The organism is Flavobacterium circumlabens, assembly GCF_004345565.1.
In the GTDB taxonomy this organism is placed as follows: Bacteria; Bacteroidota; Bacteroidia; order Flavobacteriales; family Flavobacteriaceae; genus Flavobacterium; species Flavobacterium circumlabens.
On record NZ_SLWA01000006.1, the window covers coordinates 177763 to 192067 of the forward strand.

Annotated in this window: 18 protein-coding genes; 4 read left to right on the forward strand and 14 right to left on the reverse strand. The window is 36.9% G+C overall.

The genetic code is table 11. The annotated features are described in order from the left end of the window. Nucleotide 1 precedes the first annotated feature (1 nt). Together EV142_RS15470 and EV142_RS15475 are read right to left on the reverse strand one after the other, a co-directional pair. A complete protein-coding gene (locus EV142_RS15470) occupies nt 2–328 on the reverse strand; it encodes a hypothetical protein (protein WP_238698736.1) in 327 nt (108 codons plus the stop codon). A gap of 7 nt (nt 329–335) precedes the next feature. Next, nucleotides 336–1142, reverse strand: coding sequence for an SDR family oxidoreductase (locus EV142_RS15475; protein WP_132036762.1), 807 nt, complete (start codon nt 1140–1142; stop codon nt 336–338). Between the two features lie 185 nt (nt 1143–1327). Here EV142_RS15475 and EV142_RS15480 point away from each other — a divergent pair, with 185 nt between their 5' ends. Genes EV142_RS15480 through EV142_RS15490 form a run of 3 tightly spaced genes read left to right on the forward strand, consistent with a single transcriptional unit; the run spans nt 1328 to nt 3923 of the window. Then, the gene (locus EV142_RS15480) at nt 1328–2227 is read left to right on the forward strand and encodes an NmrA family NAD(P)-binding protein (protein WP_132036763.1); all 900 of its coding nucleotides are present in this window, start codon (nt 1328–1330) and stop codon (nt 2225–2227) included. Nucleotides 2228–2239: 12 nt separating this feature from the next. Next, nucleotides 2240–2977, forward strand: coding sequence for an SDR family oxidoreductase (locus tag EV142_RS15485; protein ID WP_132036764.1), 738 nt, complete (start codon nt 2240–2242; stop codon nt 2975–2977). 31 nt (nt 2978–3008) lie between these two features. Next, nucleotides 3009–3923, forward strand: a complete 915-nt coding sequence (locus tag EV142_RS15490; protein WP_132036765.1) for a helix-turn-helix domain-containing protein — start codon at nt 3009–3011, stop codon at nt 3921–3923. A gap of 82 nt (nt 3924–4005) precedes the next feature. Here EV142_RS15490 and EV142_RS15495 read toward each other — a convergent pair whose 3' ends face one another. The 12 genes from EV142_RS15495 to EV142_RS15550 form a co-directional block, all read right to left on the reverse strand. Further along, the gene (locus tag EV142_RS15495) at nt 4006–4572 is read right to left on the reverse strand and encodes a DUF4256 domain-containing protein (RefSeq protein ID WP_132036766.1); all 567 of its coding nucleotides are present in this window, start codon (nt 4570–4572) and stop codon (nt 4006–4008) included. Nucleotides 4573–4611: 39 nt separating this feature from the next. Then, nucleotides 4612–4986, reverse strand: a complete 375-nt coding sequence (locus EV142_RS15500; RefSeq protein ID WP_132036767.1) for a DoxX family protein — start codon at nt 4984–4986, stop codon at nt 4612–4614. A 5-nt stretch (nt 4987–4991) separates the two neighbouring features. Next, on the reverse strand, nt 4992–5459 hold the full coding sequence (locus EV142_RS15505; RefSeq protein ID WP_132036768.1) for an SRPBCC family protein: 468 nt from the start codon (nt 5457–5459) through the stop codon (nt 4992–4994). 4 nt (nt 5460–5463) lie between these two features. Further along, nucleotides 5464–5781: an ArsR/SmtB family transcription factor gene (locus tag EV142_RS15510; protein ID WP_132036769.1), complete on the reverse strand. Its 318-nt coding sequence runs from the start codon at nt 5779–5781 to the stop codon at nt 5464–5466. Nucleotides 5782–5899: 118 nt separating this feature from the next. Then, complete coding sequence (locus EV142_RS15515; RefSeq protein ID WP_194100239.1) at nt 5900–6475, reverse strand: YdeI/OmpD-associated family protein; 576 nt, start codon at nt 6473–6475, stop codon at nt 5900–5902. Between the two features lie 156 nt (nt 6476–6631). Then, nucleotides 6632–6997 (reverse strand): hypothetical protein, encoded by a 366-nt coding sequence (locus EV142_RS15520; RefSeq protein ID WP_132036771.1) that lies wholly within the window; start codon nt 6995–6997, stop codon nt 6632–6634. 184 nt (nt 6998–7181) lie between these two features. Then, nucleotides 7182–8114 carry a transglutaminase gene (locus EV142_RS15525; protein ID WP_132036772.1) on the reverse strand — a complete coding sequence of 311 codons (933 nt, stop codon included), beginning with the start codon at nt 8112–8114 and terminating at the stop codon, nt 7182–7184. Nucleotides 8115–8133: 19 nt separating this feature from the next. Further along, on the reverse strand, nt 8134–8985 hold the full coding sequence (locus tag EV142_RS15530; protein WP_132036773.1) for a substrate-binding domain-containing protein: 852 nt from the start codon (nt 8983–8985) through the stop codon (nt 8134–8136). Nucleotides 8986–9054: 69 nt separating this feature from the next. Next, complete coding sequence (locus EV142_RS15535; RefSeq protein WP_132036774.1) at nt 9055–9528, reverse strand: DUF4265 domain-containing protein; 474 nt, start codon at nt 9526–9528, stop codon at nt 9055–9057. Nucleotides 9529–9644: 116 nt separating this feature from the next. Next, the gene (locus tag EV142_RS15540; protein WP_132036775.1) at nt 9645–10514 is read right to left on the reverse strand and encodes a nucleoside phosphorylase; all 870 of its coding nucleotides are present in this window, start codon (nt 10512–10514) and stop codon (nt 9645–9647) included. Nucleotides 10515–10617: 103 nt separating this feature from the next. After that, entirely contained in the window at nt 10618–10950 is a 333-nt protein-coding gene (locus EV142_RS15545) for a translation initiation factor (RefSeq protein WP_132036776.1), read from the reverse strand. 114 nt (nt 10951–11064) lie between these two features. Beyond that, entirely contained in the window at nt 11065–12015 is a 951-nt protein-coding gene (locus EV142_RS15550) for an isopenicillin N synthase family dioxygenase (protein WP_132036777.1), read from the reverse strand. Nucleotides 12016–12282: 267 nt separating this feature from the next. Here EV142_RS15550 and EV142_RS15555 point away from each other — a divergent pair, with 267 nt between their 5' ends. Beyond that, on the forward strand, nt 12283–14259 hold the full coding sequence (locus tag EV142_RS15555; RefSeq protein ID WP_132036778.1) for an alpha-ketoacid dehydrogenase subunit alpha/beta: 1977 nt from the start codon (nt 12283–12285) through the stop codon (nt 14257–14259). Nucleotides 14260–14305 lie beyond the last annotated feature (46 nt).

Genomic DNA, 14305 nt, shown 5'->3' on the forward strand with positions numbered 1-14305 from the left:
TTTAAATCCCTGATGGCTTGATTTGCAAACTTACGAAATGTTCTATTGGCGTAATATTCCAGCTCACGGTACGCTGATCTATCATATCGTGTACAACAGAATCACTTAGTTCGTCCATCAGTAAATGCATGGCCGCGGTTCCGTCTTCTGTACTGTCCCACACCAGCATATCGTATACAGTACCTTTTAATTCGAAGATTGTTCTGGAACGAAAGCCTTGCTGACGTTTTAAAAAAGCATCAATTTCTGCATTGGCTTCTGTAAATTCTTTAATCGTAAAACCTTTTAGCTTAAAGGTAGTAAGTTCTATAGCGTGATTTTTCATCATTACAAAATTAAAAAGTAAACATTGCTTTTATATTTTCAACCTGAGCTTCCGATCCCGATTGAATGCGTTCCTCATATAGGGCTATGGCATCGTTGCCGGCCACATATCGCATTTGATTTTTGCCGTCGGTAGCTGCTTCATATACAATTTTGGCAACATCTTCGACTTTGGTGTAATTAGCCAATTGTTCTGCACTGTAGCCTTTACTGACTTCTGCTGTTAATTTCTCGTAAGCGTCATGCTGGCCCATTTCCATAGAGCGAACGGCGAAATCGGTCTGCATTCCGCCCGGAGCAATCACTTTGACCTGTATGCCAAATTGCACCAATTCTGACGCGAGACTCTCCGAAAAACCATCTACGGCAAATTTCGTAGCACTGTACACAGAACAAGTCGGGAATCCCATTAATCCAAATGTGGAAGTGATATTGAGGAAGATTCCACTTCTTTTCTCACGAAAATGTCCCGTAAAGACTTTAGAAACTCTTATAACGCCCATTAAATTTGTTTCAATCTGACGAAAGATCTGTTCATCCGATAAAGCTTCTAGGGCACCAATTAAACCATAGCCGGCGTTGTTCACCACCACATCTACCGTATATTTTTCAGTTACACTTTTTATAGTCTGATCGATTTGTGCGGCATTCGTCACATCCAATGGAAGTAAAATTACATTTTCTAATGTACGAAGTTCGTTTTCCTTTTCCGGATTACGCATCGTAGCAATTACCTGCCAGCCTTTGCTTTGAAACAAAAGAGCTGTTGCTTTTCCTAAACCTGTTGATGCCCCTGTGATAAAAATTGTCTTTTGCATTTTTTTATTGTTTTAAAATGATACTGCAAAGTTGGACCGAAATGTAAACAGGGAAGTAGCCGTTTTGCGTTTTGTATGAGCCAAAATGACGGTTTCCTCCATTTTGACTTCGCATTTTCTCAATTAGGCTAAGTCACGACAATATTGTCTGCTGACCTTTGTACTATAATTTTAAAAGCATAAAAATGAAAATAGTAATAACAGGTTCTTTAGGGAATATCAGCAAACCTCTAACGGAAGAATTAGTACAAAAAGGACATACCGTAACCGTGATCAGCAGTAAATCTGAAAGAAAATCAGCCATTGAAGCCTTGGGTGCAAAAGCTGCAATTGGTACGATGCAGGACGTTGATTTTCTGTCAGAAACGTTTAAAGGGGCTGATGCCGTTTATCTCATGGAAACATTGGACCACAGTACTTTCACGGATCCGGATATTGACATTATAGCCGAGATTGCTGCAATTGGTCGTAATTACAAACAAGCTATTGAAAACTCAGGTGTAAAACGTATCATGCTTTTAAGCAGTGTTGGCGCTCATACCAACAAAGGCAATGGAAATCTTGTGATGCATTACAATGTAGAAAACATCCTGAAACAGCTGCCGGAAGAGGTTCACATAAGATTTATGCGCCCTGTTGGCTTTTTTACCAATATTTACAGATCCTTAAAAACAATCAAAGAAAAAGGAGTCATCATTTCCAATTATGGTGGTGATCAGAAAGAACCCTGGGTTTCGCCTTTAGACATTGCGGCTGCAATTGCAGAAGAAATAGAAAAGCCTTTTGCCGGCAGGGAAGTGCGTTACATCGCCAGCGACGAGTTTTCTCCTAATGAAATTGCAAAAGTTTTGGGCGAAAGTATCGGAAATCCGGATCTGAAATGGCTCGAAATTTCAGACGAGGAATTATTCAATGGAATGTTGGCTTTTGGCATGAATGCCCGGATTGCAAAAGGTCTTACCGAAATGCAGGCCGCTCAGGGAAGCGGTGCCTTATACGAAGATTTTTACCGCCATAAACCCATGTTAGGAAAAGTAAAACTAGCTGATTTTGCTAAAGATTTTGCCCTTCTTTATAACAATTAAATAACCAGTAAAATAAAAAAAGTATTAATTACAGGAGCCAATAAAAGTATTGGATTTGAAACAGCACGCCAGCTTTTACAAAACGGATATTATGTTTATTTAGGAAGTCGTGATTTAAAAAAAGGCCAGGAAGCGGTGAATCAATTAAAAGCAGCAGGTTTTACCGAAGTCGAAGCCATACAACTGAATGTTTCCGACACTGAATCGGTAAAAGCAGCACGAATTGAAATAGGAAAAAAAACAGCGGTTTTGGATGCGCTGATCAATAACGCCGGTATTCATGGCGGAATGCCGCAGACTGCACTGGAAGCCAGTGTAGAGCAGTTTAAAGAGGTTTTTGAAACAAATGTTTATGGTGTGGTACGCATGACACAGGCTTTTTTTGATTTATTGGAAAAATCACCACAACCGCGTATCGTAAATGTTTCCTCCAGTGGCTGTTCGCTGACCTTGCACAGTGATCCTTCCTGGAAATATTATACACACAAAGCTGCCGTATATCCGGCTTCCAAAGCTGCCATGAACATGTATACTATTGATCTGGCCTATGAATTAAGAGACACCCTGTTTAAGGTAAATGCGGTTTGTCCGGGCTTTGTTGCAACCGATTTTAACGCACATCGCGGAACCGGAACCGTACAGGAAGCGGGGGCAAGAATTGCAAAATATGTGATGATTGATGAAAATGGCCCGACAGGAAAATTTATCAGTGAAGAACACAATCCTGAAACAGGAGAATGTCCGTGGTAAAATTGGGCAAAATTTAATTTAACTTTACCAGATGAAAAAAGAAGAGAATTTACCTCGGAAATTTGAATCTTTATCTGACTTTCATCGGGTGTTTGGGCTTCCAAAGCCTTTGCACCCGATGATAAGTTGTATAGATATGAAAGAGATCAATATTGTTCCAAATGAATTGGGACATTCCTTTATTCTGGATTTTTACAAAATTGCCTTAAAGGAAAATGTTTGCGGCAAAGCAAAATACGGTCAGCATTACTATGATTTTGGTGAAGGAGGTTTAGTCTTTTCGGCACCGCATCAGTTATTTGAATCTCCTCCTGAAAAAGGAGCCTCAGGTTATTTGGTACTGATTCATCCGGATTTATTTCTGACGTATGCCTTAGCCAAAAAAATCAAACAATATGGTTTCTTTTCGTATGCGGCCAATGAAGCATTATACCTGTCCGGTAAGGAAAAAACAACCATTATTTCTATTTTTAAAATAATTGAAGACGAACTCGAAAGCAGAATAGATGATTTCAGTCAGGACGTCATTATTTCACAAATTGAATTATTACTGAATTACAGCAATCGTTTTTACAAACGCCAGTTTATAACCCGTAAAAGTGTCAATAATGATTTATTGCAAAAGCTGGAAGAAATTTTGGACGATTATTTCAACCATGAAAAAACATCCCTAAACGGAATTCCGACAGTGCAGCATCTTGCAGCACTTTTAAATGTATCGCCAAGTTATCTGAGTGATATGTTGCGCGCGCTGACAGGTCAAAATGCACAACAACACATTCATGCGAAACTCATTGAGAAAGCAAAAGAATTATTGTCCATCACTAATTTAACGATAGCAGAAGTTGCGTATCAGCTCGGTTTTGAGCATCCGCAATCGTTTAGTAAATTATTCAAAACAAAAGCTGCGGTATCGCCGTTGGAGTTCCGAAATTCTTTCAATTAATAATAACCAACTCACATAAAAACAAAAAAAGCTCCATTAGCCATAATGGAGCTTTCTCTTTATAAATTTTGAATCTGTTACACTAAACCTTCAATATACCGCGAAAACCTCTGGCCGCATAATAAGAATCGGCACCATTATGATACACAAAAACAGTATTATAGCGGAAATCACAAAAAAGGGCACCGCCTAATTTTCTGATGTCAGCGGGCGTTTTGATCCAGCTTGAAGTTTTGGTATCCAGTTTTTCGAGTTGCTGTAATTGGCGATATTGTTCTTCGGTTAGTATTTCAATTCCCATTTCTTCGGCGATATTAACCGCACTGTCTTTGGGTTTGTTTTCTTTCCTTTTTTCCAGCGCTTCATGATCGTAACAAATACTTCTTCGGCCTTTCGGACTTTCTGCTGCACAATCCACAAAAATATATTCATCTGTATTTTTATCATAGCCAATAACATCGGGCTCGCCTTCGGTTCTTTCCATTTCGTCAAGCGACCACATTTTTTGCGGACTGGCTTGTAATTTTGTCTGTATTTTGTTCCAGTCAAGGCCTTTATGGCGATGTGTATATTTCTCAAAACGGTTCTGCAATACCGTAAGTAATGCTTCCTGTTGATCTGCTGACAGTTTGTTTTTAGTAGTACTCATGTTGTTTTATGGTTTTGTAGGGAGGATGTTTCAATTGAACTAAGAAATTATTTTTCGGTCAGCAGGCCTAAAATACCAGGATAAAAGGGTCAGAATGATCAATAATAGCGGACCAAAAAGTTCTTTGGCACCATCACCGCAGTATAAGTGAGAAAAAACAGCTCCCGACATGGCAAAGAAAAACCCCGCATAAGTCCATTCTTTCAATAGAGCAAATTTAGGAATTAGAATGGCAATAACCCCTAAGATTTTCCAAACGCCTAAAATGGTTAAAAAATAAAGCGGATACCCCAGATGTTTCATCATTTCGGTTTCTTCTTTCAATGGAATCAATTGTACAATTCCGGTAGATGCCATTCCCAGAGCAAGCCAGACTGTGACTATCCAATAGATAATTTTAGTTCTCTTTGTCATGATATTTATTTTAGTTCATTTACAATGTCCTGTAATCTGTTGTGCGCCATGTTCAGGCCTTGTGCAAAAGGCAGTTTGAGCATTTGATCTCTCAGGGCAACAGATTTATAAATGATGTGTATGGTAAGTGTACTGGTTTCCTCCGTAGCTTTTTCAAATTCTAAAAACTCAAGCTGAACAGGGAAGGGGCTGTTTTCCATTTCAAAGGTGCGGGTAATTTTCTGGTTTGGAATAAATTCATGAATAACACCATTCGCCCCAAATACCACATTCCCGTTCGGATCAGTGGTTTCAAATTGCCAGCTGCCATGTTTCTTATTTTCCAGTTTTATAACTTTTGTTCCCATCCACTGTGCTACAATTTCCGGTTCTGCATACGCTTTAAAAAGTAATTCTAAAGGCAAATCAAATTCTCTTGTAATGACTAGTTCCTGTTTATCGTCTTCGGCATTAATTTTGGTCTTTCTTTCCATGTGATTATTTTTTATAATTTTTCATGATTGCTTCCAGTTTATTAAAACGTTCGTCCCACATTTTCCGGAAAGGCTCAATGAAACTGTCAATTTCCTTAATTTTTTCGGGATTTAAATGGTAATAAATTTCTCTTCCGTTTTGGCTTTGATGCAGTAACTCACATTCATTAAGAATTTTGATGTGTTTTGAAATGGTTTGCCTTGAAGAATCGAAATTGGCTGCTATTGCACCGGGTGTCATCGCTTGCAGGGCGACTAAGCTTAATATGGCTCTACGGGTCGGGTCGGCTATTGCCTGAAAAACATCTCTTCTAATTTCCATTACGCAGTTATTTGACTGCAAATATAATGCAGTTATTTGACTGCGCAAATTTATTTAGCATTATTTTTAATAAAACACTTAAAAACAATCATTTACAGCCGTTAAAAGAATAGTACCATTAGCTAATGTGCTTTGGTTTTAAATTTTGAGCGGCAAGTATCGCCACTTCATTGATGCGGTTTTGCCTCGTTTCGGGACGCTTGGCGGCAACAATCCAGTACAGTATCATCTTTTTTACAGATTTGCTTAAACTTAAAAAATAGTCTTTTGCGCCCGGATTTGATTCAAAAGCAATTTCCAGATCTTGCGGGATAAATAATGCCTCTACAGTATCTAAAATAATCCAGGAACCGTTTTGTTTTGCTTTTTCAACGCTTTCAAGACCGGCCTGAAACATAAGGCCTTCACTAATCAGACGTTCAATTTTTTCCTTGTTTATTTTTGACCAGATGCTGTTGGGCTTGCGTCTGGTGAAAAATTGTATGAATTTATCAGAATCAATAGATTTTCTCGTGCTGTCGATCCAGCCAAAACAGAGCGCCTCATCAACGGCATCGCTCCAGGTGATGGTGGGTACATTCGCTTGTTTTTTATAACAAACCAACCAAATAGATTGTTTGAGCATATGGTTTTCCTGTAGCCATTCTCTCCAATGCTGTTTACTTGTCGGATAAAAAGTTTCTAAATCCTGCATCTTGTTTATTCAATTTAGTAGACAAATCTAAAAAGTGTTTGTGACAAGGGTATGTCAACAGCTTGATTTAATTATAAAAATAAAAAACTCCTTAAATTAAGAAGTTTTTATTCTTTTGGTGTGGTATTTTATTCTCATTCAATGGGAAAACGGAAATTATATTTTTTTGAGTGTCAACTTCATTTCTTTACTGTCTAAGATCAGTTCATCACTGGTGATAGTGCTTTCACAAGGATACGGCGTACCTGTTTCGTCTTTAATAACCAAACTTTTACCTCCTTTCGTCAATGCATACGTACCATTCGTTATCTCACTCTGTAAATAGCCATTTACATGTCCGTCTTCTGTAAATGTTAATTTTCCTTGTTTGAGAATTACATTTTTAGCAGAATCAGAAAGAGGTACTTTAGCTTCTACGGTAGTAATTTTCCAGGAGTTAATCAATTTATTTCGACCCTTACACGAAAACATGACTATGGCTGCCAGCATAATTCCAAAGATAAATAATTTAGATTTTTTCATGATGTTTGATTAAAAGTTAAACAGGAAACAAGTTACAAAAAAAATAAATCCAAAATACTCACGGTCAGTTATTTAGAAAAAGTGGAATGTTTTTAGGATTTTGACCTGGAAAATTTCAGTCTTTGTAGGGTTTATTCTTAAAAAGCAAAAAATCAGCAACTTAGTTCCAAATTTCAATCTTAAATTAATTAAGGGTAAGGGCTCCCAAAATCTCTTCATACATAAAAGGTCCTCCCGGATATTTGGCCGTATAATCAAGATTCATCCAGACCTGACCCCGTTCATCTATATGATAATGTAAAGTCTGTTTGTAGCTTTCTTTAACAAAAAGCACATTCTTAATCAGATAATTGACTTTTTCAAGGTCGATTAAAGAACCAATTAATATTTCAGGATAAATATGTCCCTTGGTATGAATAAGCCTCGGAGTTCCGCCAATAGAACGTATGGCGGCGGCCATTAAAATGGAATGGTCGTCACAATCTCCGGAGAAATATTGTAAAGATTCACTGGCCGTTGCAATATAATCTCCTTCTTTGGGATCGTTTACATAGTTCCAGCGACTGTTTATTTCCTGAAATACAGCAAAACACTGAATGATTGTTCTGTAATCAGAATATCCTTTTATGCCCTTAAAATGCTTCGTGGTGGCCATAATAGCAAAATTCCGAACTTTTGGATTTTCGTATTCGATAGCACTTATAATTTTCGACTTATTCGGAAACGGAAGTAATTTTGCCACAATAATATCTTGTGGAAAAGGATTATCCGACATGGTGTAAATCATCGAATTGTAATCTTCGGAGATTTCAGTAAAACCATAATTGCCTATCACACTTCCGTAGAACAAAACCAGTAAATAAATCGCGATGCAAACAATAATGATGGTTCGCAGAAACATAAGAAGCACGAAAACAGCAGCAAAAACAAATATAAATATGAAGACACGATCTAAATTGAAGGGCCATTTCAGATCGATCAGATTTTGATGCAGTATGATGAAAATCGGAACCGTGATTAAAAGACTCAACAGCATAATAATAATCCTGTCCCAGGGTGATTTCACCTGTAATTTGGATTTTAATTGCGGAAAGTCGATTTTAGGGAATTTTATCATAAGAATCAAAAGCAGTTTTTTATAGTGCTTTTACCGTTTCTACAAAAGTACTTTTTTTATCAATAATTCCCAGATCAAATAATTGATTTTGAATTTTAATAAATGCTTTTTCAGTTAAATGTTTCTGAGACCACTGTGTGAGTTTTAACCATTCCTGGATATCTTCCAGTTTTTGGTGAAAAAGTTCCGACAATGTTTTGTCAATATCCGGAATCTGGGTAAAGTCGTGGGTTGTTTTGTTGATAATTTCAAGAATTTTTTCAACTATTTTCGGGTTCTTTTTCAAAAACTCGTCACGAACCGTAATCACAAACGAAGGCCATGGAGTAGGGCAGTCACCAACTCTTCTGAAAACACCGCTGTCTACAAGTGGTTTTGTCATAAAATGTTCCCACATAAAATAATCTGCGGTTCCATTTGTCAAAGCTTCAACAGCGCCGTCTATGGTATTTATAATTTCGAATTTTAAATCATCTGTTTCCCAGCCTTGTTCATTTGCATTTACATAAGCCATAAGCTGCGATCCTGAACCTAGTCGGGAAATCGCTACTTTTTTGTTTTTCAGGTCTTTGATGGTTTGAAATTCTGATTTAGCTGCCACATGAATGCCCCAGATTAAAGGAGACTGCACATAAATCTGAACAATTTTACTCGGATTTCCGGCTACAATATCTTTTACAATTCCTTCCGTCAGGATTACGGCAATATCAGCTTCCCCGTCACGAAGCATCTGACACATTTTACCGGTACCTTCGGGAATGTTATTCCATTGCAAATCAATATTTTCTGCTTCAAATTCGCCATTTTCAATGCATAGATGCCATGGCAAATTGAAGTGTTCAGGAACACCTACAATTTTTACGGTTTTCATTATAGTTTAAGTTTAAGTTAAGTTGGGTATGCGTATGCTAAGTTTGGTATATAAGTTTGTTGTTTTTAATTAATTTTTTAATAAATCCGTTCTGTGCTTGTCCGAAAGACAAGGTTCTGCAAACTCTATCACAGAAAGCTTTTCATATTCATTTAAAAGGCTTTTTACGATAGAATAATCAATATCCTTTATAATTTCTACAGCAAGAAAAGTATCGTTTAAACTTTCCGAAATACAGTTTATCGATTTTAGTTTCTCTATGATTATTTCTTTGTCAAATTCTTTTTCCAAAATTAAAACCTGAATGATGGAATTTCCGGAATGCTCAATAGTTTCTTTATGTAAAAAGACCTTTTCATTTTCATCGAATTCTGCCCGAAAAATATCATCTGTTGCAATTAGAGGCCCGAAAAAGGGAATATTATCTAATTTAAAATATCCTTTTTCCAGATCAATAATTTCTGCCCACATGGTTTCTGAAACTACTTCCTCCAGATAAGTACTGTAATATTTAAAAAGGACCTTTTTATGTGATTCCGCCATTATTTATTTTGTATTTGATACACTATCCATTCTCCTTCAATTAAATTAAATGTACCACTAAATTAGTTATCCAAGTCTTAAGAATTACCCAATTTTCAAATTGACACATTCTCTAATTATTTCCCTGCCAATTTATTAAGGGTATAAGTAATCAGTTCGTCTACAGCCTTGTACGGATCTTCACTAAAAGTTCCGGATGCACGATTGGCAATAATAGCATTCAACGATAAAGCATTATGCCCTAAAAGTGAGGAAAGACCATAAATCGCAGCAGTTTCCATTTCAAGATTCGTGATTTGGTTCTCATTGAAAATAAAATTATCCATTTTACTATTCAACTCCTCATCCTGGATATTCAAACGCAATACACGTCCTTGCGGACCGTAAAATCCTCCGGCTGTTGCTGTAATTCCTTTAAAAATTTTATCAGATTCGATAATTTTTTCCAATTTCTCAGAACAGGCAATCACATAAGGTCTTCCTTTTCGGATATCCCAGTTCGTGTGGGCGATAAAAGCGTCTTCGATCGCAACATTCGAAACTTCATCAATCAGGTAGGAGCGAAGCATATTGTCTAATCCCAATCCGAATTTTGACATTACAAAGCTGTCTACCGGAATATCTTCCTGCAAAGATCCCGAAGTTCCGATTCTGATAATATTCAGTGAAGTCAGGTTTTCCTTTGGCTGACGTGTTTTCAGGTCAATATTTACTAAAGCGTCTAATTCGTTTACAACAATATCAATATTGTCTGGTCCGATTCCGGTTGACATTACAGTAATGCGTTTCCCTTTATAAATTCCGGTTTGGGTTTTGAATTCTCTTTTCTGAGTTGAAAATTCGATTGAATCAAAAAACTGAGTGATTTTTTCTACTCTGTTCTGGTCTCCAACAAAAATTATATCGTTGGCTATGTGTTCCGGAAGAAGGTTTAAGTGATAAACACTTCCGTCAGGATTTAATATTAATTCTGATGCTTGTATCATTTTTTTTGAGGTGCTAAGGTTCTGAGGTACTAAGGTTCTGAGTTTTTTTCTGAAATTCTAAATCTAGTAATCTAAACTCTAAAATCAGAAATCTAAAATCTTCTTACCCTCCAACTCTTTTTGTTTTAAATCCTTTTTCTTTTAAAATTGCCATAATCTTATCGCGATAATCTCCCTGAATGATAATGGAATCATCCTTGAAGGTTCCGCCGACGCTTAATTTCGTTTTGATTTCTTTCGCTAAAATTTTAAAGTCCTCGTCACTGCCTTCATAGCCTTCGATGATGGTTGTTGCTTTTCCTTTTCGTTTTTCAAATTTGCAGATCATAGGCTCTTTCTGAACATAAAGCACATGATCTTCCTGTTGAACTTGTTCAGGTTCAGTTGATTCGATATGATCGGGAAACAAATTTTTTAACTGATCTTGTAAATCCATAATTTTTGTATGCTAAAAAAATAAATTCCAACTATTAAGGTTTGTAAAAATTAAATTCCAAATTCCAAACTTAATTGGAATTTGGAATTTTAATATTGGAATTCATTTAAGTTTTTATTTTTTGATCAAACCTAAATCTACTAAACGTTCATATAAGTAGTCTCCAGCGGTGATATCTTCAAATTTCTTAGGATTTTCAGCATCTATACAATTTTCTAAACAATCCAGGCGCATGTCGCTTACAGGATGCATAAAAAACGGAATAGAATAACGTGAAGTTCCCCATAATTCTCTTGGCGGATTCACAACCTGATGAATAGTCGATTTTAATTTGTTATTGGTATGTCTGGATAACATATCCCCAACATTGATTACCAACTCATCATCCTGGGCGATAGCATCAATCCATTCTCCATCGTGATTCTGAACTTGCAGTCCTTTACCCTGGGCCCCCATCAAAAGTGTAATCAGGTTGATATCTCCGTGAGCCGCAGCACGAATTGCATTTTCAGGCTCAGAAGTGATCGGTGGATAATGAATCGGTCTCAAAATAGAGTTTCCTTCTTTGGCATACTGATCAAAATAAAACTCATCTAGACCTAAATGCAGAGCAAGGGCCCTTAACACATACACACCAGTTTTTTCAAGCATTTGGTAAGCTTCTTTACCAACCACATTAAAACGCGGTAACTCTGCTACTTCTACATTATCCGGATATTCTGAAGCGTATTTGGAATCTTTGTCAACATATTGACCAAAGTGCCAAAATTCTTTTAAATCTCCCTCTTTTCGACCTTTGGCATGTTCTTTTCCAAAAGAAACATAACCTCTCTGACCACCAATTCCGGGAATTTCATAATTATGCTTGGTTGCTATTGGCAAGGAGAAAAATTTTCTTATTTCACCATAAAGTTCGTCTACCAGCTGATCATTCAGGAAATGACCTTTTAGGGCTACGAAGCCAATGTTTTCAAATGCACTGCCGATTTCATTTACAAATTTTTGTTTACGTTCCGGGTCGCCCGAAAGGAAATCACGTAAGTCTACACTAGGAATGTTTTGCATACTTTACATTTTTTATTAAAAGATAAAAGACATAGAAAAGTCTTTCAATAACAAAGGTAGAGAATATTTTATATTTGAATTTTAAATTTCAGGATAAAATTCATTTGAAATTATACTTTTATGGTAAAAAAGAATGGTATCGGTTATTAATTTTATATTTTTATTTCAGCTAACTCAAAACTTTTAAACATTTAATTATTTAACAAATACTGTTAAAATTGTTATATTTTTATATATTTGAAAACTATAAAATAAACAACCTGAAAAATGATCTTTTACAGACAAAACTTAACCGATTCCCAACTTTTAGATTTATATAAAAAAATACTAAAACCCCGATTGATAGAAGAGAAAATGCTCATCTTAATCCGTCAGGGTAAAGTATCAAAATGGTTTTCCGGAATAGGGCAGGAAGCCATCGCGGTAGGGGTTACCGCTGCTTTGGACGAATCCGAATACGTATTGCCAATGCACCGAAACCTGGGTGTTTTCACCACACGAAATATTCCGTTGTACAGGCTATTCTCGCAGTGGCAGGGAAAAGCGAATGGTTTTACAAAAGGCAGGGACCGTAGTTTTCACTTTGGAACCCAGGAATACAATATTATTGGAATGATTTCACATCTCGGCCCGCAATTAGGGATCGCAGACGGAATTGCGCTGGCGGACAAACTTCAGGATAATAAAAAAATCACTGCCGTTTTTACCGGTGAAGGTGCCACAAGTGAAGGGGATTTTCACGAAGCGCTGAATATTGCTGCCGTTTGGAAATTGCCTGTAATGTTTATAATTGAAAATAATGGTTACGGTCTTTCTACACCAACAAATGAACAATATCTTTGCGAAAATCTAGCTGACAAAGGCATTGGTTACGGTATTGAAAGCTATATTATTGACGGTAATAATATTGTAGAAGTCTACAACAAACTGACGCAGCTCAAAGCTGAAATGATTGAAAACCCACATCCGGTTTTATTGGAGTTTAAAACCTTCAGAATGCGCGGCCACGAAGAGGCAAGTGGTACGAAATACGTTCCTAAGGAATTAATGGACGAATGGGCTGCGAAAGATCCTGTAGCCAATTACAGGACTTATTTAACGGAAGCAGGTATTCTGACAGCCGAATTTGATGAAGCTTTGCACAGCGAAATAAAACAGGAAATAGATGAAAATCTGGCGATCGCCAATGCAGAACCTGAAATCATTCCTACTTACAGTGGAGAATTAGATGATGTTTATAAACCGTATCAACATGAGGAAATTAACCCGTCTTCTTCATCAGAAAATATTCGTTTTATTGATGCGATCCGTAATGGTTTAAATCAATCGATGCAGCGTCACAAAAACCTGGTTATTATGGGGCAGGATATTGCTGAATACGGTGGTGCTTTTAAAATAACCGATGGTTTTGTAGAACTTTATGGAAAAGGCCGCGTCCGCAATACGCCAATTTGTGAAAGTGCGGTGGTTTCTGCCGGAATGGGATTATCGATTAATGGCTACAAGGCGATTGTAGAAATGCAATTTGCTGATTTTGTTTCGACAGGTTTCAATCCAATCGTTAATTTACTGGCCAAGTCACATTATCGCTGGGGAGAAAATGCCGATGTGGTAGTTCGTATGCCTTGTGGCGGCGGAACTCAGGCAGGCCCCTTTCATTCACAAACTAATGAAGCCTGGTTTACCAAAACACCGGGATTAAAAGTAGTTTATCCTGCTTTTCCGTATGATGCCAAAGGTTTATTGAATACTTCTATAAATGACCCGAATCCGGTTTTGTTTTTTGAACACAAACAGTTGTATCGCAGCGTTTACCAGGATGTTCCGGAAGATTATTATACCATTCCGTTAGGAAAAGCAGCCTTATTAAAAGAAGGAAGCGCAATTACCATTATTGCATTCGGAGCTCCGGTACACTGGGCATTGCAGACTTTAGCTCAAAATCCTGAAATACAAGCCGATCTTATTGATTTAAGAACACTTCAGCCTTTGGATACAGAAGCTATTTTTGCATCCGTTAAAAAGACCGGAAAAGTAATTATTTATCAGGAAGATACTTTGTTTGGCGGAATTGCCAGTGATATTTCAGCTTTAATCATGGAAGAATGTTTCGAATATCTGGATGCTCCGGTAAAAAGAGTAGCAAGTCTGGATTCTCCTATTCCTTTCACAAAAGCACTTGAGGATCAGTTTTTACCTAAAAACCGTTTTGAAGAAGTTTTATTGGAATTATTACAATATTAGACTTATTTTTAACTGACCTAAATACTTTAGTTTACTAATTAATAAA